Below are 20,565 nucleotides of genomic sequence, written 5' to 3' on the forward strand. Positions count from 1 at the left end.
AGTTAAGAATACTTTTTAAACGTCATAAAGAAATACCACACCAATTTTTTATAAAACAGGTAGATGATTTTTATAGAATAGGGTGGAAGGATATTTAATTAAATTACTATAATCTTCAAAATAAATGTTATTATAAAATATTTACGCCTATATTTTCAGTAAAAATAGACGTAAATGTATTTTATTTGGAGAATTGAAGTATACTTTTTTAGTAGGGAGTTGGTTTAGAGATTTAAACAGCTAAATCACATTCGTCCATTTTTGTTTTAATTCCTTTTCTTTTAGCCAGAATTGCCAATCCAAAAGTTAAAACACCTAATCGACCGATAAACATTACCATTATTAAATTTATTTTCCCAAATGCGGTTAAGCTGCCTGTTATTCCAGTACTCAGACCAACTGTTCCTATGGCAGAAGTAGTTTCAAATAAAATTTTATCAAGAGGTAAGTTTTCGGTAAGAGCTAGTAAGAAAGTAGATACAAATAATACGGAAGCATACAGTATGAATACCGAGGTAGCTACATAAAGCCTTTCAATTGGAATTACTTTTCCAAAGAAAGTAACTTGTTTGTTGTTTCGTATTCTATTCCACATTATCGCAATAAGTGCTGTCAATGTTGTAGATTTCATTCCACCACCTGTCCCTGATGGGGAAGCACCAACATACATTAGAAATATAAGAACAAGTTGAATTACTAAAGATAGTTTTCCAATAGGTATGGTATTGAAACCAACAGTAGTTAAAGCTGACATAGATTGGAAAAATGAAGCCATTAGTTTACTATCTTGTAAATTATTTATTGAAGGTTCAAAAAAATAAAACATGATAGTCCCAAAAGTAAGCAGCAAAGTAATTACTCCAAAAATTATCTTTGTGGTGTAGGTAATTGTTTTTGTTTTCCCTGAAAAACGATTCCAAAAATCGGTAACAACAATAAAACCTAATGAACCACAAATAGATAATACAGAAATTATAGTATTAATAGATGTATTGTCTGCAAATTGCTCGAAACTATCATTATAGAGTCCAAAACCAGCTGTACAGAATGAAGAAACACTGTGAAAAATACTACTCCACATTGCAAAATTATGTTCAACTCCTTCTTGAGTGAAAGCAATATAGAAGCATAATGCACCAAGAGTTTCAATTACTATTGTAAAGATAATTACAGATTTTAAAAAATCCTTTATTTCAAAGCCTTTTGGCATAGAAAACTCTGCATTTAAGACTCTTTGATGCCAATGCGTTAATGGACTTTTTTTAGATAATAACACAAAAGAGGTAAAGGTCATATAACCAATACCACCAATTTGAATCAACAACATTACAATGAATTGACCCAACCAGTTATAAGAATCAAAAATACTTACAGTAACTAAACCTGTAGTTGAAATTGCCGAAGTTGCAGTAAAAAGGTTATCTATTGGATTGACAAATTGTTTGTGACAAATTGGTAAACAAAGTAATATGCATCCAATAAAAGTGTAAGTTAAAAAACCATAAAGTAAGTTTTGTTGTGGAGATAACGATAATTGAAATTTTCTATATCTTTTGGTTATATTTCTCATGATTTTACTTAGTTGAAAATTCTTTTTTAAGATTTGAAAGATGGAGTTGTAATTGAGTAAGTTGAAGTATTATTTTGTCTTTGTTTTTCATTACAACATTTGAATCCTGGTATAACTCCAATGCTTTGTTAACGGAATGGATATATTCATTTGTTTTCAAATACATTTCATTCTCACTATCGATATTAGTAAACCATTTGAACCCTTTTTTTATTTCTTCACTAATTTCAAATAGTTTTGAAGGGTTTTTGGGATGCTCTTGATCATAAAGTTTTGAAAATTCTGAGACATCAAAGCAGATTTTTACAATTTCACCTGCTATTTTTTCGGTCATGGGTATTTTATTATTCATTATTTAGAAGTCTAAAAATGAAATGTTTGGAAGGGATAAATGGATTTTTTTATTCAATCACCCTTTAACATCTCTTTGTTTTTGATACTACAAAGTTCCGTTGAAAGTGATAAATAAAAAATCAAGGTTTAATAGGGTTATATAAAGATTTTATAAAGATTATTCAAAGCGATATCCAACACCGCTTTCAGTAATAATATGTTGTGGGTTATTATAGTTTTCTTCTATTTTTTTTCGCAATGTGCCTACAAATACTCTCAAATATTGTGTTTCAGTTTGATAGCCATATCCCCAAATTTCTTTTAGAATAAATTGATGCGTTAGAACTTTACCTTCATTTTTAGCAAATAAGATTAATAAGTTATATTCTGTAGAAGTAAGTTTTACTATTTCTCCTTTTCTTTTTACAATTCTAGCAACAAAATCAATTTCGATATCACCACAAATTATACTTGAATTATTAGTAGTGTTTTGACTTCTACGAATTGCAGAGCGAATTCTTGCCAGTAATTCACCTGTTCTAAAAGGTTTGGTTAGATAGTCGGTTGCACCGTTGTCAAGCGCTGAAATAATATCCGTTTCATTATCTTGTACAGACAGAATAATAATTGGTTTGTTGTACCACTCTCTTAATTCTTTTAGAACCTCGTGGCCGCTTTTATCAGGTAAACCTATATCAAGTAATATGACATCAGGAGGATGATTTGCAGCTAACATTAAACCTTCTTTTCCATTACTTGCTTGAATTACTTTATAATCGTTACTTTCTAAGTTTATTTGAAGTAATTTTCTAATTTGAGGTTCGTCGTCAATGATTAATATCTCTGCTTTATTCATTTTCTAATTCTGTATTTATTGAAAAATCACAAGGTATTTGAATTGTAAATTTGGCACCACCTTTAGATAAATTTTCTAATTGTATCTCTCCATTCATTGCTTCAACAAAACCTTTGACTATTGAAAGACCTAAACCAGTTCCTCCAGCAGCGGTATTATTTAAACGATAGAATTTATCAAAGACAAAAGCAATTTCATTTTCTGGGAATCCTTTGCCATTATCGGAAATTGTAATAATACAATTGTCATTGTTATAATCCAATTTAATTTTTATAGTTGAGTTTGTTGGAGTGTACTGAAGTGCGTTATAAATTAAATTATAAACTATTTGTTCCGTTAAGCCTGAGTCTATTTTAGCCAATGGAATTTCTTCATTAGGAGTAAATTCAATTATATGATACATTGACTCGTCTTTTAAAGTTCTTAAAACTGTAAAAATAAGCTCATTCAAATCACACCAATCTTTTCTAGGTTGAATAAAACCAGCTTCAAGTCGACTCATATTCAAAAGATTTTCAACTTGTCTATTTAATCTATTACTAGCAATTTCAATTTCAGTATATAATTCGTTTTTATTGTTTTCTGATATTTTGGTTTGATTATCTTTTATGGTATCAATTGCTCCAATAATTGTAGATATTGGGGTTTTTAATTCGTGCGAAAGTGAATTAAATAAGGTGTTGTATAATTGTATTGTTTTTACTTTTTCTTCTTCATCTCTCTTTTTTCTTTCCACTTCTCTAACTTTATTCGTTAAAACCACATTTATCAAAGCAATTACAAAATACATAAGAAACATTAATCCGTCTTCAGGAGAGCCAATATGTAAGGTTAATATAGGGGGTATAAAAAAGAAGTTCCAAATTAACGCACTTAAGAGGGCGGAAAGCATAACTGGAAAAATATCGAACAAAATTGCATTAAGCGAAACTGCTAAAAGTAAAATCAAAGCTACGGTTCTAAAGCCTATGATATCTACAGAAAGATAGCAAGCAATTGAGGTTAAAACAATAAGAAGAATACTTATAAAGTACTGATTCTTTTTACTGTAGGTTCTTGTTTTTAGTAATTCCAATTTTTTATTTCAAAGTTAATTATTCCAATATAAATATTTTATAAAAATTTAGATTTGAAAATAGAATTGTGGAATTAATAATTCTATTTAGCTCCATAAGCAAGTGCCGGACTTTTTTTACAAAACAAGTGGATAATTTTATAGAATAGGGTAGAAGGCTATTTAATTAAATCGCTATAATCTTCAGGTAGTGCTGCATCGATATCTCGTAGATATTTCTCCAAAGCTGTCATGGTTGTATGACCAGTAATCAACATCAATTTACTTTTAGCTTCAAATGGAGTAGCATCTTTAACCAGTTCGTTGTACAGCTTTGTAATATAGGTATGTCTAAAACTATACAAACCATAATCTTTCCCAAGGTTAAGAGGCTTTTTAATTACATCATTAAAACGTTTCGAAAAATAATCACGTTTGTTTGTTTCTCTTGCGGTCCATTGGCCACCAATTGCTTTTGGAGTAAATAAATAATGTTCTTGATCCAGGTTATTCAAGTTGGGTAATTCTTGGATTAAAATATCAGGAATGATTTTGACTTTGTCAATTTTATTTTTCGCCCGGACAAATACTTTTTTCTCTTCAAGATTAATGTCTTTTATTTTAAGTCGAATAACTTCTATAGGTCTTAAAAAGTTGTAAGAAATGAATTGAACGAATAGTTTTAATATCAAATCATGTTCTAATTTTTCAAAGATAGCTGCTTCCTGTTTTTTAGAATAGGTTTTGTTTCTTTCAGGTGAAGTTTTTAAAACGTTAATTTTACTGACAAAGTTTGCCTTAACAATTTCATTGTCTTCCAAAGCACCATAAAACATTGATAAGCAAATACGAGTGTTATTTCTATTCCTGGACGAACTTTCTTCAAGAACTTGATTGAGATAAGTAATTACAATTTTTTTACTAATAAAATGTATCGAATTGTCTTCCGTTAATCCAGTATTACTAAATAACCATTTTGTAAAACGATTAATTCGGCTCTTAAAATCAGAATAACTTTTTTCAGATAGCGTAGCTTTCTTTAAGTCAAATACAAGTGAAATACATTCTTTAATAGAATAGTCCTTTTTGTCTTCTAATAGATCAGAATAAGGATTAAAGCCATTCTTTAAAATTTTAGAAATAGCATCTCTAAGATTTTTTGCAGCTTCTTTGCGTTCCTTTAAAGTTTTGTAATTATTTACTCCTGCATAGATAGGAGTTTGTCGTTCTAATTTTTTTGTAATGGGATTACGGTAAGAGTAATACACATACCAGCGTTTATTTAAATCGCCTTTTGCATCGTAAATTTTTGGTTCTGAGTAGTCTTTCAAAATTTTAAAATCGTATGCGTTATCGTATGCATTTTGTAAAATTTCCTTACTTATGGGCATAAAAAAGCGGTTTTAAATTTCTTCAAAACCGCATAGAATTTTATTGTTTTTAAGCCGAGCTTAGTAGCGGGAACAGGACTCGAACCTGTGACCTTCGGGTTATGAGCCCGACGAGCTGCCTACTGCTCTATCCCGCGATGTGCGTTTGTAATTTCAATAAAATTTCTTAGTAGCGGGAACAGGACTCGAACCTGTGACCTTCGGGTTATGAGCCCGACGAGCTGCCTACTGCTCTATCCCGCGATTTGTGAGTGCAAAAATACAACGATTATATTGAAAAACAAGAAAAAACCATAAAAAAATTAAAATTTCTTGTATTCATCTGATATAACTACCTTTGCATCATAAATAATGAATTATGGAACATAAAGCAGGTTTTGTAAATATTATTGATTTGATATTAAGAGAAGGATGTCCAGTGGACATTCGGTTACATAAATTTAATTTAAAAGATAAATCTCATGCATAAAGCAGGTTTTGTAAATATTATTGGTAATCCCAATGTTGGAAAGTCAACATTAATGAATGCCTTAGTGGGTGAGCGACTGTCAATCATTACAAGTAAAGCTCAAACTACACGTCACCGTATCTTAGGAATAGTGAATGGAGATGATTTTCAAATGATTTTATCCGATACACCAGGGATTATTAAACCCGCTTATGAATTGCAAAACTCAATGATGGGTTTTGTAAAAAATGCGTTTGAAGATGCAGATGTTTTGTTATACATGGTAGAAATAGGAGAGAAAGAATTAAAAGACGAGAGTTTCTTTAATAAAATTATTCATTCAAAAATACCTGTTTTATTATTGTTAAATAAAATAGATAAATCCAATCAAGAACAATTGGAAGAACAAGTTACCATGTGGGCTGAAAAAGTACCTAATGCGGAGATTTTTGCAATTTCTGCATTGGAAAACTTTAATGTGCAAGCTGTTTTTGATCGCATTATTGAATTGTTACCCGTATCACCGCCATATTATCCAAAAGATTCTTTAACCGATAAGCCTGAACGCTTTTTTGTAAATGAAACGATTAGAGAGAAAATCTTACTGAATTATGATAAAGAAATCCCGTATGCTGTAGAAATTGATACTGAAGAATTCAAAGAAGACGAGAAAATTATTCGTATTCGAGCGGTAATTATGGTAGAAAGAGATACTCAAAAAGGAATAATTATTGGACACAAAGGGGCAGCACTTAAAAAAGTGGGAACGCAAGCCAGAGAAGATTTAGAAAAATTCTTTGGCAAACAAATCTTTTTAGAAACTTATGTCAAAGTCAACAAGGATTGGAGAAGTAACATGAATCAACTGAGAAGATTTGGTTACAACCAAAAATAGTTAATGAACTATTCGTTCCATTAAACTTTGTAATTGATACATTTCTGGGATTCCTTTTTTTCTATTTTTTCGAGCCATATAATATAGGAGAAACCAAGCCATTACCAAGGTAGTCATAATAATGATTTCAATTTTAAAAGGTTGCCCTAAGCTAGCTTTAGAGTAGGCAGAAACACCTGCAATAAAGAAAAATACAGCTACTAAAAAATGTAAGAAAATAAAAAGGGTCCATAACACGGGATCTGGTCCATAAAGACCATTTACAGCCGTGTTACCATCTTCCATGCGTTCTAATTGCAAATGCAGATGCGGCGAATATTTTTCTCTTTTTAAGACACCTAAACTGAGCCAAATATGATGGTCAGAAATTTTTATTTTATAATCGGGTTCAATTTCCGATTTTAATTTTTCAAATTCATGTAATACCACATCCATTGGTTTATTGGCTACAGTATAAAAACGAAGTCGTAGGGTAATGTTTTTCTCCATAAGCAGGGGTTTTCAGTACTAATCTACAAAAAAATATTAAAATAAAAGAATAGGTTTGAATTTATTGTGCTGTAAATAAAGAGATTAAATAGAAAAAGCAAATGCATTTTTCTAAAATCTAAATGATTATCTTTGCACTTTCAAAAAAATAAGGAATGAATAATATTGTAGCCATAGTAGGTAGACCCAATGTTGGAAAATCAACTTTTTTCAACCGTTTAATACAACGTAGAGATGCGATTGTGGATTCTGTGAGTGGTGTTACCAGAGATCGAAATTATGGTAAAAGTGAGTGGAATGGAAAAGCCTTTTCTGTAATTGATACAGGAGGATATATTAAAGGTTCGGATGATATTTTCGAAGGAGAAATTAGACGTCAGGTTGAATTAGCTATTGATGAAGCGGATGCTATTATTTTTGTAGTAGATGTTGAAGAAGGAGTTACTCCAATGGATGAAGAAGTAGCAAAATTACTTCGAAAAGTAACCAAGCCTATTTTATTAGCTGTTAATAAAGTGGATAATGGAGCTCGTGAAAAAGATGCTGTGGAGTTTTATGCGCTTGGTCTAGGCGAATATTTTACCATTGCAGGAATGAACGGAAGTGGTACTGGAGAATTGTTAGATAAATTGGTTGAGGTTTTACCTGAATTACCAGAAGTTTCTGAAGAAGAAAATCCGTTACCAAAATTTACAGTAGTGGGAAGACCAAATGCTGGTAAATCTTCATTTATAAATGCATTAATTGGTGAAGATCGTTTTGTAGTGACCGATATTGCTGGAACGACAAGAGATGCGATTGATACCACTTATAATCGTTTTGGTTTCGAATTTAAACTGGTTGACACAGCAGGAATTCGAAGAAAAGCAAAAGTAAAAGAAGATTTAGAGTTTTATTCGGTAATGCGTTCGGTTCGAGCGATTGAACATAGCGATGTGTGTATCTTAATGATTGATGCTACTAGAGGTTTTGAAGGTCAAGATCAGAATATATTTTGGTTGGCCGAAAAAAATAGAAAGGGTATTGTAATCTTAGTAAATAAATGGGATTTAATTGAAAAAGATACTATGTCTACACGTGATTATGAAAGAAAAATACGTGAGGAGTTACAACCCTTTACCGATGTGCCTATTTTATTTGTGTCGGCTTTAACGAAGCAACGTTTATTAAAGGCTTTAGAAGTGGCAGTAGAAGTGTATGAAAACAGAAAGCAACGTATTGCAACTTCTAAGTTCAATGATTTAATGCTACCTATAATTGAAGCCTATCCACCACCAGCTATAAAAGGGAAATATGTAAAAATTAAATATTGTATGCAGTTGCCAACGCCAACTCCTCAATTTGTGTTTTTTGCTAATTTACCTCAATATATTAAAGAGCCTTACAAACGTTTTATTGAAAATAAATTACGCGAACAATATAATTTTTCTGGAGTACCTATCGATATTTATTTCAGACAAAAATAAAAATAAAAAGAGCTTTCAATAACTGAAAGCTCTTTCGTTTAGTACAACAACCTCATTCTTATTATTGCACTATTATTTTTTTGGTAATAATTTTACCATTTTGATGTGTCATTTTCAAAGTATAAATCGTTGGTGCTGTAGCTTCATCTAAAACGAAATTGATAGTTTCTTTATTTGCAATAGTAAAGTTTATATTTTTGATATTTCCAGATAAGTCAATCAAGCTGATTTCTTTTAAATTACTATCATTGGTAAAAATTTTAGAAACACGTCCTCTAAAAATTGGATTTGAAACTACGACTACCGATTCTACAAAATCATCAGAATACGTTTGAGATGTACTTTGAAAATGTACCAAATGATTGTCTCTTAATTCTTGAACCGTAATGTCATCAATCTCCATTTGCACCATACTGCTCATTCCTAATTTAGTAGCATTGTCTACAGAAGGATAAAACCAAAGTTGGGCATTATTTTGGATAGGAATAAAAGTGAAACGTACAATTTGCCAAAATGATTTTGCCTTATTTACTTCAAAAGCCCATGCTAATTCACTTGTTTCTTCAATTTTAGGTAGCTTATCTGAAGTAGTATTTGATAAATTGCTCGCAGTTCTTACATTGACAGATGGATTTTGTGCTTTAATTTCTTCTGCATTTAAATTGGTAACCGCCTTTACCTTAAACGAGATTTCATATTTTTTTCCAACTTCAAAAGCATAGTTTGTATAAATACCACCACCATTTTCTTTTGTAACACGTAACGTTGCCCAAGTATTTGTGTTTAAGTTTCCAGAAACTACAGGAGTTCCATGACTAGCAGCCCAACCTTTAATACAGCTTGGTGCGCTAAAACCATTTCCGATACAGTTTCCGCTCAAACTGCCATTGGTAAGATTTTGAGAAATACCAAAAAAAGAAGTAAGTAAAAAAGTCGCCAATAATAATGTTGTTCTCATGTTTATTTATAATTAGATTTTTATTTGTTATTTTCGATATGCAAATATTCAAACTATTGTAAAATAAAGCGGTAAGAAATCTCCCGAAATTAAAGGGGAAAATCACCCTTTTTTTAATGGGTAGTTTTTAATCCAATAAGAGAGTGAGGAAATAATAATCCTCACTCTCATTAAGTTGTTTTAAATCCAATGTTATTCGATGACTAGTTTTTGGGTAAGTAAGCTATCCTTTTTAGTTATCATTTTGACCACGTAAATACCTTTCGATTTGTTTTCTGATATTGGAAATGTAATCGTATTTGCGTCTTTTACTTCAAAAGGAATGGTTTCCGATTTGCCTAATAAATCAACTAAAATAACTTCTTTTATGTTATTTGAATCGATACTGACAGAACAAGTCCTACCTTTTTGAATAGGGTTTGGATACATTAAAAATTCATTTGCTGTAACTGTTGCCTTTTTTTCATAAGGATAAGGTTCAGTGTCTTTAATGTCTAAAGTTTCTATTGCGTAATCGGGATTACCGTTCGCTAGTTTACCTTGAATATAGATTCTAAAAGCTTTTCTAGTTTCATTCCAAGGAGCACAATCATTCCAAATGCCATGTTTAATGTAATACCAAGTATTCACAGTTAAACCGTTGTTGAAAGTTGCTGGTGCAGCTGTACAACAAATAATTGGGTTTCCAGGTACAGGATTATTTCCTGTGGTATTTCCATTTGGAGCATAGGAAATAGACCAATGGTGGTTTACAAAAACTGGATTTTGAAGTGCTTCAACTGTTACAGAAACCGAACTGCCATTATAAGAAATATTTGTGAAATTGAAATCGGTAGTATAATTACTCCAATATACATTTTGTGGTAACGCAATTCTCATTTCCGACCAAGGTTGACAACTATTATATACACCATGCTTAATATAATAGAATTTATCTCTTGTTAATCCTGTGAAGGTTACAGAAGTACCATTTTGAATGCCTCCAATTTGTCCAATCGTATTTGTATCGGTAGTCGATCCAGAAACAGCAGTTTCCATTAATCCCCACCAGTGATTTAAGCCTACAGTGGTATCTGTTGCAGTTACAGTAACAGATATAGTACCATTAGCCGCACAAGAAGAAGTGTAAGTAAAGTTTGGTGAACCACCAGCGCTTACTACCCTGAATTCATGAGTGGTAGGAACCCAACCTACACAAGGACTAGATGCTGTAGCAACTTTAACCTGATATTCATAACCTTGTACAAAAGTGTATCCTTGTCCGCCAAAAATAGAAGTTAAATTTAAGACTCCTAATTGACCTGGTGTCCAACCATTAGTGCCTTTTCTAGCTTGCCATTGAAATGCAGCTGTAGAACCAATAGGTCTTCTCCAAACATCTAAATAATATTGGTCTTCTCCAAAGGAAGCAGTTCCGTTTAAAAAGATGCTTTCTCCTTGACAAAAATCTGTTTTTACATTATTGTTGGCATCCTGAAAATGAAAAACAGAAGTTACTGGAGGAATCACCTCAATATTATCAATTTCCATTTCTACTTGCGCGCTTCCATTTGGTCTTGAATCAGCATTCATAAAGGGAAAGAAACATAATTGAGAATAATTTTGACTAGGAACATAATTAATTGTAACTCTTGTCCAATTATTACTTCTATAAGTAGCAATTGTACTTTGTAAAATAACTTGTCCATTGCTTATTAAATTGGCAGGAACAGCATCGCCACTAGAAGTAGTTAAACCATTAAATGCTTTTACTAAGACCAATGAATTAAGCACTGTGTTATTTGGGTTGCTAATATTAGTGTCTGTTCTGATGTCGAAAGAGATTTGATAATTTTGGCCTTGGACGAAATTATAATTGGTATAAATACCTTCACCTCTGTTGGAATGAGACCACATCCACACCCAAGTATTAGAGTTTACTACTCCAGACGAACTTGGAGATCCATGTGTTGCTTGCCAATTTCCAATACATGTAATACCATTGTTGCTAAGACAAGTTGCATCTAAGGAACCATTCATTATACATTGAGCATTCGTAAAGCTCCATATAAAAATAATTAAGATTGTATATAATTTTTTCATTGTATTAAATTAATTAATTGTTTGTTGTAAAATATTTTGTTTGTGATCACAGGACAAAGATGCTAACTTCTGTAAACAAAGTATTTTATGAATCAACGTTAATTGAAAGGGGAAAAACACCCTTTTTTAACACTAATTAATTTAATTTATTTTTTATCGAATGGTTGCGGAGCCTTTTTCTTTAATAATAGTCATTATAGGTCTGTTTTCAATTTTGCTTTCTAACCATGAAATAATATCTAAATATAAAAAGGCTCTTCTTTCGTAAGGATGATCTTCATATTTTTTCAATCGACTGTGCAATTTTTTGAACTCTCCTTTTAATTGATGCGGATAAATGCTACCTAAATTTCTTAAAAATTTAATCATTTCGCGTTGAACTTCATGTAAGTCATTCATTTTGATTAAAAATTTATAGGTACTTTTCAATTGTAATTCTAATTTATAGTCTAAACTAGCTTCATAATGTGCAACTAAACTCAAGACTCGTGCAAAACACATGAGATCTTCGCGCATGGTTAAATTTCTGTTATCGATAATTTTTTGTAAGTATTCAATACATTTTATATTGTTACCCACACCAAAATACATGCAGGCTATTTTATAATAGAAGACCATCACATGGTGTTCGTCTATTTTATCCTCATCTGTTTTTATTTTTTTAAGTACTGGATCAATAAGAGCTAAGCCTTGGTCAAAGGTGCCTTCAATGAAGTGTAAATTTAATTTACTATTATAGATACATAAAAAGCTAAGTATACTGACATTGTCATTTTTTGGAAAAGCATCTAGAGCTATTGTTTCTTCAAGTTTATCAAGGGTTTCTTTAAATAAGGTTTTGTGTTTGATTAAATACAAACATTCTAATAAATAAGTAACTCCTTTAATATACCAAACCGGATTTAAATAAATCATTTTTGGGTTGTCATAAAATAAATCTACCCATTTTTTAGCATACTTATAGCAAGATAAAAAATCTTGAATCAAAAAACTATACCATAAATGCGCTTTATAAAGCCATAGTTTTTCTCTAAATCCTAAATCAGTGATAGTACAATGGGGTAATTCTTTATTAAAATACAGAGTAATTTCTTGCATTTCAGCATCACTTTTTGCATAACCACTCTTCAGCATAATGCTATATAATTGAAGTGAAAGATTAGAAAGTTTACTGGCAATAACATTTTCTTTGCTTAATTTTTTAGCTTGAGTGGTAAGTTCGTCTGCTCGACCTACAATACTTCGCGTGATGTACTGTGATTCAATAACTTTCTCAAGTTCTACAATTTCATAGGCAATATTTTTTTCTTCGTTTTCTAACGCTGCTATTTTGGCTTTTTCTAAAATTTTCAAGCTTTGTTTGTATAAGCCTTTATGGTATAAAATTGTTGCAAAATCAAGTTGTTCTCGGATTAAAATACGATTATTTTGGTTTACAGGATTCATTCGTAAGCTCACCAAAATCTGTTTGTATAAATGTGCTTTTAAGTTGGAAAGCTGAAGTTTAGTTACTATTTTACTATTTAAAATAGCTTCTTCATTATAACTATCCATTTTGTCTAAAAGATTAAAAAGTAAAAGAAATTTGGCATTTACATTTACATCTAATCGATTGGCATATAATTTAAACTGTCGCTTTTCTGATCTTGAAAGCGATTTGATTAAGATGAATAAATTGTCTTTTGATACGTTTGCCATTGTAAAAAAGCAGTTGTTAAGTTTTTGTAAATCAGATTGTTGTAAAATAAAAAAATAGTTTTAATACTGTAAAAGAAAAATTTAAAAACCCCCTTTACATGAAGCAAAGTATAAATTTGTATTCATAAATTAAAATTAAGTTTAATAATTCTTTTATGGAGAAAGGGAAAGTACAAATTTTCGATACCACCTTGCGCGATGGAGAACAAGTTCCAGGCTGTAAACTAAACAAAGAGCAAAAACTAATTATTGCTAAACGTTTAGATGAATTAGGGGTAGATGTAATTGAAGCAGGTTTTCCGATTTCAAGTCCAGGAGATTTTGAAGCTGTGGAAGCGATTGCCAAAATTGTTAAGAATGCAACTGTGTGTGGTTTGACTAGAGCTGTTGAAAAGGATATTGAAGTAGCTGCGCAAGCTTTAAGATATGCAAAAAAGCCAAGAATACACACTGGAATAGGTACGTCAGATTCGCATATAAAATACAAGTTCAATGCTTCTAAAGACGAAATAATCGAGCGAGCAGTTAAAGCAGTTTCTTTTGCTAAAAAATTTGTTGATGATGTGGAGTTTTATGCAGAAGACGCAGGAAGAACTGATAATGTTTTTTTAGCTCAAGTTTGTTCTGAAGTAGTGGCTGCAGGAGCTACGGTTTTAAATATTCCAGATACAACAGGATATTGTTTGCCTGAAGAATATGGAGCAAAAATAAAATATTTAACAGCGCATGTGAAAGGCATAGAAAGAGCTATTTTATCATGTCATTGTCATAATGATTTAGGTTTGGCTACAGCCAATTCTATTGCAGGCGTTATAAATGGTGCAAGACAGGTTGAATGTACGATTAATGGTATAGGGGAGCGAGCAGGAAACACCTCTTTGGAGGAAGTGGTCATGATTTTAAGACAGCATCCTACTTTAGGTTTAGATACTACTATCAATTCTAAATTATTAAATGAAATGAGTCATTTAGTTTCTGAAAGTATGGGGATGCTAGTACAACCTAACAAAGCTATTGTCGGAGCCAATGCTTTTGCACACAGCTCTGGAATTCATCAAGATGGAGTAATTAAAAATCGTGAAACGTATGAAATAATTAATCCGGAAGATGTGGGCGTGACTGAATCATCCATTATTTTAACAGCTAGAAGTGGAAGGGCAGCGTTAGCTTACAGAGCAAAAAAAATTGGGTACGAATTAACCAAATTACAATTGGATGTAGTATATCAGGAATTTCTAAAAGTAGCTGATAGAAAGAAAGAAGTGGTAGATGAAGACGTGCATAGAATTATAGAAAATAATAAAATTGGAATCGTAGCATAAATATGGAAAAGAAAACCTTATTTGATAAAGTGTGGGATAGTCATGTGGTAAGTGAAGTGCCTAATGGACCTCAAATTCTATATATAGATAAACATTTAATACATGAAGTTACGAGTCCACAAGCTTTCGCTGAATTGGAAGAACGTCAGATTCCTATTTTTAGACCAAAGCAAATTGTCGCGACTGCAGATCATAATGTACCTACAAAAAATCAACATTTGCCGATAAAAGATCTTTTGTCGAAAAATCAATTGGAACAGTTAACAAAAAACTGCGAGAAAAATAATATTACCTTATACGATTTAGGACATCAATATCAAGGTATTGTACATGTTATTGCTCCTGAATTAGGAATTACGTTACCAGGCATGACTATGGTTTGTGGTGACAGTCACACTTCTACTCATGGAGCTTTTGGAACCATTGCTTTTGGTATTGGAACGAGTCAGGTGGCACAAGTGTTTGCCAGTCAGTGTTTGTTATTAAATAAGCCCAAAAGTCTTCGCGTCAGTGTTAATGGAAAGTTAGCCAAAGGTGTTACTCCAAAAGATGTTATTTTATACATCATTTCAAAAATTGGAACCAATGCAGGAACAGGCTATTTCTGTGAATATGCAGGGAATGTTTTTCAGGAGATGTCTATGGAAGGAAGAATGACCGTTTGTAATATGAGTATTGAAATGGGAGCAAGAGGAGGCATGATTGCTCCAGACGATATTACATTTGAATACATAAAAGGAAGAACATTTGCACCAAAAGGAAATGAATTAGAGGAGAAAATAGCGTATTGGAAAACGTTACCAACAGATGAAGGTGCTGTTTTTGATAAAGAGTATACTTTTGATGCAGCAGATATTGCTCCCATGATTACCTATGGGACCAATCCAGGGATGGGAATTAAAATTAATGAACGTATACCAGTGTTGGAAGATGAATCATTTGCAAAAGCTTTAGATTATATGGGCTTCCGTAAAGGAGAATCGTTACTAGAGAACCCCATTAATTATGTTTTTATAGGAAGTTGTACTAATTCTAGAATTGAAGATTTCAGAATTGCGGCTCAATATATTAATGGCAAACAAAAAGCGGCTCATGTAAATGCCTTAATTGTTCCTGGTTCACAACAAGTAGCCAAACAAATTCAGGAAGAAGGATTAACTGCTATTTTTGAAAAAGCTGGTTTTGAAATTCGTCAACCCGGTTGTTCCGCATGTTTAGCAATGAATGATGACAAAATTCCAGCTGGAGAATATTGTGTGTCTACTTCAAATAGAAATTTTGAAGGAAGACAAGGACAAGGTGCTCGTACCCTATTATCGAGTCCTTTAGTTGCAGCTGCCATAGCAGTAGAAGGTAAAATTATTGATATTACAAAACATCTGAATTAATCATGGAGAAATTCACTACACTTTATTCTAAAGCGGTTCCATTACCAGTAGAAAATATTGATACCGATCAAATTATTCCTGCTAGATTTCTTAAGGTTACCAACAAGGTTGGTTTTGGAAATAATCTTTTTAGAGATTGGCGTTTTCTTGAAAATAATGAACCTATTAGTTCTTTTGTACTTAATAATCCTAAATATTCTGGAAAAATATTAGTGGCAGGAGATAATTTTGGTTGTGGAAGTAGTAGAGAACATGCGGCTTGGGCTTTAACAGATTATGGTTTTAAAGTGATTGTTTCTAGCTATTTTGCCGATATTTTTAAAGGAAATGCGCTAAATAATGGATTGTTACCCATCCAAGTTTCCCCTGAGTTTTTAAAAGAGGTTTTAACTTTAATTACTCAAAATCCTGAAACCGAACTTATAATTGATTTAGAGAAACAAACCATTGCTGTAAAGGATGTAGGTTTACAAGAGACTTTTGAAATTGATGCATATAAAAAACTATGTCTCATTAATGGGTATGATGATATCGACTTTTTAGTAAGTAATAAAGATAAAATTGAAGCTTTTGAAGCAAATAGAAATAAAACACAATCCATAGTTATTTAAAGAAATTATTATGAAGATGAAAATAGCCGTGTTATCTGGAGATGGTATAGGTCCTGAGGTAACGAAAGAATCCGTAAAAGTATTACAGTCCATTGCAGATGCTTTCGGACATGATTTTCAATTTAAAGAAGCTTTAGTTGGGGCTATTGCTATTGATCAAACTGGAAATCCATTACCAGAAGAAACATTAGCACTCTGTAAAAATAGTGATGCTGTTCTTTTTGGCGCAATTGGTGACCCAAAATACGATAACAATCCAGATGCAAAAGTTAGACCAGAACAAGGTTTGTTGAAATTGAGAAAAGAATTAGGTTTGTTTGCTAATATTCGTCCGATTACAGCTTATGATTCGTTACTTGAAAAATCTCCATTAAAGAAAGAAATCATTCAAGGAACGGATATGGTTATTTACAGAGAATTAACTGGAGGAATTTATTTTGGTGAAAAACAACTCAATGAAGAGGGAACAGTAGCTTCCGATTTATGTGAGTATGCACAGTATGAAATTGAAAGAATTGCGCATTTAGCGTTTAAAGCGGCACAACAAAGACGTAAGAAAGTAACTTTGGTAGACAAAGCTAATGTTTTAGAAACTTCAAGATTGTGGAGACGTGTTGTCACTTCTTTAGCAAAACACTATCCAGACGTAGCTTTGGACTTTCTATTTGTAGATAATGCAGCTATGCAAATGATTTTAAATCCAAGTCAGTTTGATGTCATTTTAACAGAAAATATGTTTGGTGATATTATTTCTGATGAAGGAAGTGTTATTGGTGGTTCCATAGGTTTGTTAGCCTCAGCTTCAGTTGGAAATGGTACCGCTTTGTTTGAACCTATTCATGGTTCATATCCACAAGCAACGGGTAAAAATATTGCCAATCCTGTAGCTTCAATTTTAAGTGCAGCGATGTTATTAGAACAATTTTCTTTACATGATGAAGCGAGGTTAATTTATAAAGCGGTGGAAACGATGTTAAATGAAAATATTGGAACAGTAGATTTAAATAAAGAAAATCCATCAAGTACATCAGAAATAGGTGATGTTATCGTAAAGTTAATTGATAGTCAAGATGTAACCATAGGAGGGTCACATTTTGAAAATATTAAATTAGGAAAGTCTGTTTATATTTAAAATTAAGTTAAAAAGGGTTTATTTCTTTTTAAACTGTAAGAAATAACTTTATTTCGCGGTTAGTTATTAATCGCGATTTTTTTATGCTTAAAATTTACTTGTCCCTGTTTGTTTTGTTGTTAAGTGGTATTGTTTTTAGTCAAAGTACCGTTGCTGTTTCTGGAAAATTAATAGACGAAAACTTAAAATTACCTTTAGAATCTGCAACCGTTTATTTTTCTAGAGTAAGTGATTCTACTGTTGTCGATTATACCATTTCTGATAAAAATGGAAATTTTAACTTTAAAATAAAAACACTAGATTATCCTGTAATATTACGAGTTTCGTACACGGGTTACTTGGATTATAAAAAGCAATTTGCTTCTCTTCAAAAAGATATCGATTTAGGTACAATTGGATTACAGGAAAATGTTTCCTCATTAAAAGAAGTAGTGGTTAAATCAGAAATTCCACCGATTTCAGTAAAAGCAGATACCTTAGAGTTTAATGCCTCATCTTTTAAAGTGGCTCCAGATGCGAATGTTGAAAAGTTATTAAAACAATTACCAGGTGTTGAAATTGATACTGATGGTAAGATTACGGTGAATGGGAAAGAGGTGAATAATATTTTAGTGAATGGGAAACCTTTTTTTGGAAAAGATGGAAAAATAGCCACTCAAAATTTACCTGCTGAAATGATTGAAAAAGTACAGGTAACCGATACAAAAACCAAAAAAGAGGAATTATCGGGGCAAACTGCATCAGACAATACAAGTACCATTAACCTTACCATTCAAGAAGATAAAAACAAAGGCTTATTTGGTAAAGCAACTGCAGGTTATGGAACCGATGATCGCTATGAATCGAGTGTTTTGTTCAATTATTTTAAGGATACTCAAAAAATAAGTGTTTTAGGTTCTTCCAATAATATTAACTCTGTTGGCTTTTCTATGGATGAGATATTTGATAATATGGGTGGCGGAAGAAATCAATCGGTTTACATCAATAGTAATGGTAGTTTCGGAATCAACGGAATGCGTTTTGGTGGTAATTCAGGAATTACAAAATCGAATATGCTTGGTGTCAACTTTTCTGACGAATGGTTCAATAAAAAAGTTGATCCTAATGGAAGTTATTATTATACAAATTCCATCACTGAAAATAGAAATCGAACGGGTAGAATTAATCTTTTACCTACGGGGAATACAAGTACCAATTCAGAGTCGAATGCAAAAACAGACAATACGGGACATGCTATTAACTTCGATTTAGAAGTAAAAATAGATTCTACAACAACATTATATTTATCCCCTAATATATCTAAAAATAAAACGTTAGATCAATACACTAGTTTTTCTAGTTCTTTTGATAGTGCAAATGCCTTGTTAAATGAAAATACAACAAATAATTTTCAAGATGTGGAACGTTCTAGTTTTACCAATAATCTATATCTCTATAAAAAACTAAAGCGCAAGGGTAGAGGCGTAAGTTTTACGATGAATAATGAATATAGTGATAATGAAACCAATTTAAATACGAATACTAATACCGTTTTTTATCAATCAGGAAATCCAGATGATAGTAGAAATCAAAATCGATTGGATACTGATAAAATGGACATGTTAGAACTTGAAGTGGGTTATTCAGAACCTATTACCGATTCTTTAAAATTGAGCTTTGAAACTTCTTTTAAAACCCAACGCTTTAGAAACGCTAAAACTACTTTTGATTTTGATGCTGTCACAAATGCATATACCGATTATAATGATTTGCTATCCAATCAAATTTTTTCAAGAAACAATACCTTTAATGGTTCGGTTGGTATTAGTATTACCAAAAGTAAATACAGATTCAATCTCGATTTTGGGACTGATTTTTTAAATTATGACAATCAATCCACTTATCTAAGTACGATTACTACATTAAAGAACAATTATATGTATCCTAATGTAAGAGCTTATATCAATTATAAGGTAGCCAAATCCAAATCGATTTACAGTCGTTATACCTATAATGTAAATTTACCTTCTGCAGAGCAATTGTTGCCTTTTGAAAATTTAGCCAATCCCTTAAATACCATTACGGGTAATGCTTTCTTAAAGCCAGTAGAAAATCATAATTTGTATATGAATTTCAATAATTACGATTATGCAACACGTTCTGGTTTTTATAGTTATTTTGGAGGAAGTTTACGCAAAAATCAAATTGTAAGCTCAACGGTTTATGATGCCGATTTTAAAGCGAATACAACGTATCAAAATATAGATCAAACGTATAATTTTTATACGGGTTTTAGTGTCAATAAATCCTATAAAAAAGAGAAGAGAACCTTTAAGTATGGATTTGGAATTGGTGTAAATTATGATTTTAATCAAGGTTTAACCAATGCTACTTTATATCAAGCAAAAGGAATACAATTGAATCCTAGAGCAAACCTTTCTTGGTCCATCGATGATTTAGTTACTATTGCTCCTTCGTATCGTTATACTTATAATTCTACTTCTTTTGAAAATTATGTAATCGATAAAACCAATACGTTCAGACATATTTTTAAACTGGAAGCGACTACCTATTGGCCTAAAAATGTAGTTTTAGGAAATGATTTTGGATATACATATAATTCAAATATTGCAAATGGTTTTCAAAAAGACTTTTATTTGTGGAATGTGAGTTTAGGTTATAATTTCTTTAACGAACAATTATTAGCTAAAGTAAAAGTGTATGATTTGTTAAACCAAAATGTGAATGCTACACGAACCATTACACCCACTGCCATTACAGATGAAGAAAATACCGTTTTACAACAATATGTGATGTTCTCTTTAACATATAAGTTGGAAAAATTTGGTGGTAAAAAGAAAGATGGAAATCGTTTCATGATACATTAAAAAAA

At 31.6% G+C, this 20,565-nt stretch carries 16 protein-coding genes and 2 tRNA genes; 7 read left to right on the plus strand and 11 right to left on the minus strand.

Features of this window, described 5'->3' with window-relative positions:
• Positions 1-232: 232 nt before the first annotated feature.
• The 7 genes from NHF47_RS06155 to NHF47_RS06185 form a co-directional block, all read right to left on the minus strand.
• Positions 233-1,570 carry a TrkH family potassium uptake protein gene (locus NHF47_RS06155; RefSeq protein ID WP_252764106.1) on the minus strand — a complete coding sequence of 446 codons (1,338 nt, stop codon included), beginning with the start codon at positions 1,568-1,570 and terminating at the stop codon, positions 233-235.
• A 4-nt stretch (positions 1,571-1,574) separates the two neighbouring features.
• The gene (locus NHF47_RS06160) at positions 1,575-1,922 is read right to left on the minus strand and encodes a hypothetical protein (RefSeq protein ID WP_252764107.1); all 348 of its coding nucleotides are present in this window, start codon (positions 1,920-1,922) and stop codon (positions 1,575-1,577) included.
• A 159-nt stretch (positions 1,923-2,081) separates the two neighbouring features.
• Positions 2,082-2,759 carry a response regulator transcription factor gene (locus tag NHF47_RS06165; RefSeq protein WP_252764108.1) on the minus strand — a complete coding sequence of 226 codons (678 nt, stop codon included), beginning with the start codon at positions 2,757-2,759 and terminating at the stop codon, positions 2,082-2,084.
• Complete coding sequence (locus NHF47_RS06170; protein WP_252764109.1) at positions 2,752-3,834, minus strand: ATP-binding protein; 1,083 nt, start codon at positions 3,832-3,834, stop codon at positions 2,752-2,754. The genes NHF47_RS06165 and NHF47_RS06170 overlap by 8 nt, the downstream gene beginning before the upstream one ends.
• A gap of 158 nt (positions 3,835-3,992) precedes the next feature.
• Positions 3,993-5,204: a tyrosine-type recombinase/integrase gene (locus NHF47_RS06175; RefSeq protein WP_252764110.1), complete on the minus strand. Its 1,212-nt coding sequence runs from the start codon at positions 5,202-5,204 to the stop codon at positions 3,993-3,995.
• A 64-nt stretch (positions 5,205-5,268) separates the two neighbouring features.
• Positions 5,269-5,341 (minus strand) — tRNA-Met (locus NHF47_RS06180).
• A gap of 33 nt (positions 5,342-5,374) precedes the next feature.
• Positions 5,375-5,447: transfer RNA gene (locus NHF47_RS06185), tRNA-Met, on the minus strand.
• A 218-nt stretch (positions 5,448-5,665) separates the two neighbouring features.
• Here NHF47_RS06185 and era point away from each other — a divergent pair.
• Complete coding sequence (gene era, locus NHF47_RS06190) at positions 5,666-6,547, plus strand: GTPase Era (protein WP_252764111.1); 882 nt, start codon at positions 5,666-5,668, stop codon at positions 6,545-6,547.
• Here the strand turns inward: era and NHF47_RS06195 are convergent, their stop codons facing one another.
• Positions 6,548-7,036 carry a hypothetical protein gene (locus NHF47_RS06195; RefSeq protein ID WP_252764112.1) on the minus strand — a complete coding sequence of 163 codons (489 nt, stop codon included), beginning with the start codon at positions 7,034-7,036 and terminating at the stop codon, positions 6,548-6,550.
• A 155-nt stretch (positions 7,037-7,191) separates the two neighbouring features.
• Between NHF47_RS06195 and der the strand changes: the two genes are divergently transcribed.
• Positions 7,192-8,502, plus strand: coding sequence for a ribosome biogenesis GTPase Der (gene der / locus NHF47_RS06200; protein WP_252764113.1), 1,311 nt, complete (start codon positions 7,192-7,194; stop codon positions 8,500-8,502).
• A gap of 61 nt (positions 8,503-8,563) precedes the next feature.
• Here the strand turns inward: der and NHF47_RS06205 are convergent, their stop codons facing one another.
• The 3 genes from NHF47_RS06205 to NHF47_RS06215 all read right to left on the minus strand — a co-directional run bounded on the left by NHF47_RS06205 (position 8,564) and on the right by NHF47_RS06215 (position 13,240).
• Complete coding sequence (locus NHF47_RS06205) at positions 8,564-9,460, minus strand: T9SS type A sorting domain-containing protein (RefSeq protein ID WP_252764114.1); 897 nt, start codon at positions 9,458-9,460, stop codon at positions 8,564-8,566.
• 192 nt (positions 9,461-9,652) lie between these two features.
• On the minus strand, positions 9,653-11,542 hold the full coding sequence (locus NHF47_RS06210; protein WP_252764115.1) for a T9SS type A sorting domain-containing protein: 1,890 nt from the start codon (positions 11,540-11,542) through the stop codon (positions 9,653-9,655).
• Between the two features lie 153 nt (positions 11,543-11,695).
• The gene (locus NHF47_RS06215; protein ID WP_252764116.1) at positions 11,696-13,240 is read right to left on the minus strand and encodes a hypothetical protein; all 1,545 of its coding nucleotides are present in this window, start codon (positions 13,238-13,240) and stop codon (positions 11,696-11,698) included.
• Positions 13,241-13,395: 155 nt separating this feature from the next.
• Here NHF47_RS06215 and NHF47_RS06220 point away from each other — a divergent pair, with 155 nt between their 5' ends.
• The 5 genes from NHF47_RS06220 to NHF47_RS06240 all read left to right on the plus strand — a co-directional run bounded on the left by NHF47_RS06220 (position 13,396) and on the right by NHF47_RS06240 (position 20,560).
• On the plus strand, positions 13,396-14,562 hold the full coding sequence (locus NHF47_RS06220; RefSeq protein WP_252764117.1) for a 2-isopropylmalate synthase: 1,167 nt from the start codon (positions 13,396-13,398) through the stop codon (positions 14,560-14,562).
• Positions 14,563-14,564: 2 nt separating this feature from the next.
• Positions 14,565-15,950, plus strand: a complete 1,386-nt coding sequence (leuC, locus tag NHF47_RS06225; RefSeq protein WP_252764118.1) for a 3-isopropylmalate dehydratase large subunit — start codon at positions 14,565-14,567, stop codon at positions 15,948-15,950.
• 2 nt (positions 15,951-15,952) lie between these two features.
• Positions 15,953-16,561: a 3-isopropylmalate dehydratase small subunit gene (gene leuD / locus NHF47_RS06230; RefSeq protein ID WP_252764119.1), complete on the plus strand. Its 609-nt coding sequence runs from the start codon at positions 15,953-15,955 to the stop codon at positions 16,559-16,561.
• A 10-nt stretch (positions 16,562-16,571) separates the two neighbouring features.
• On the plus strand, positions 16,572-17,693 hold the full coding sequence (leuB, locus tag NHF47_RS06235) for a 3-isopropylmalate dehydrogenase (RefSeq protein ID WP_252764120.1): 1,122 nt from the start codon (positions 16,572-16,574) through the stop codon (positions 17,691-17,693).
• Between the two features lie 83 nt (positions 17,694-17,776).
• Positions 17,777-20,560, plus strand: coding sequence for an outer membrane beta-barrel protein (locus tag NHF47_RS06240; protein ID WP_252764121.1), 2,784 nt, complete (start codon positions 17,777-17,779; stop codon positions 20,558-20,560).
• The last annotated feature ends 5 nt before the right edge of the window (positions 20,561-20,565 follow it).

Origin of the sequence: Flavobacterium sp. NRK F7, from assembly GCF_024054195.1 — a bacterium.
Lineage (GTDB): Bacteria > Bacteroidota > Bacteroidia > Flavobacteriales > Flavobacteriaceae > Flavobacterium.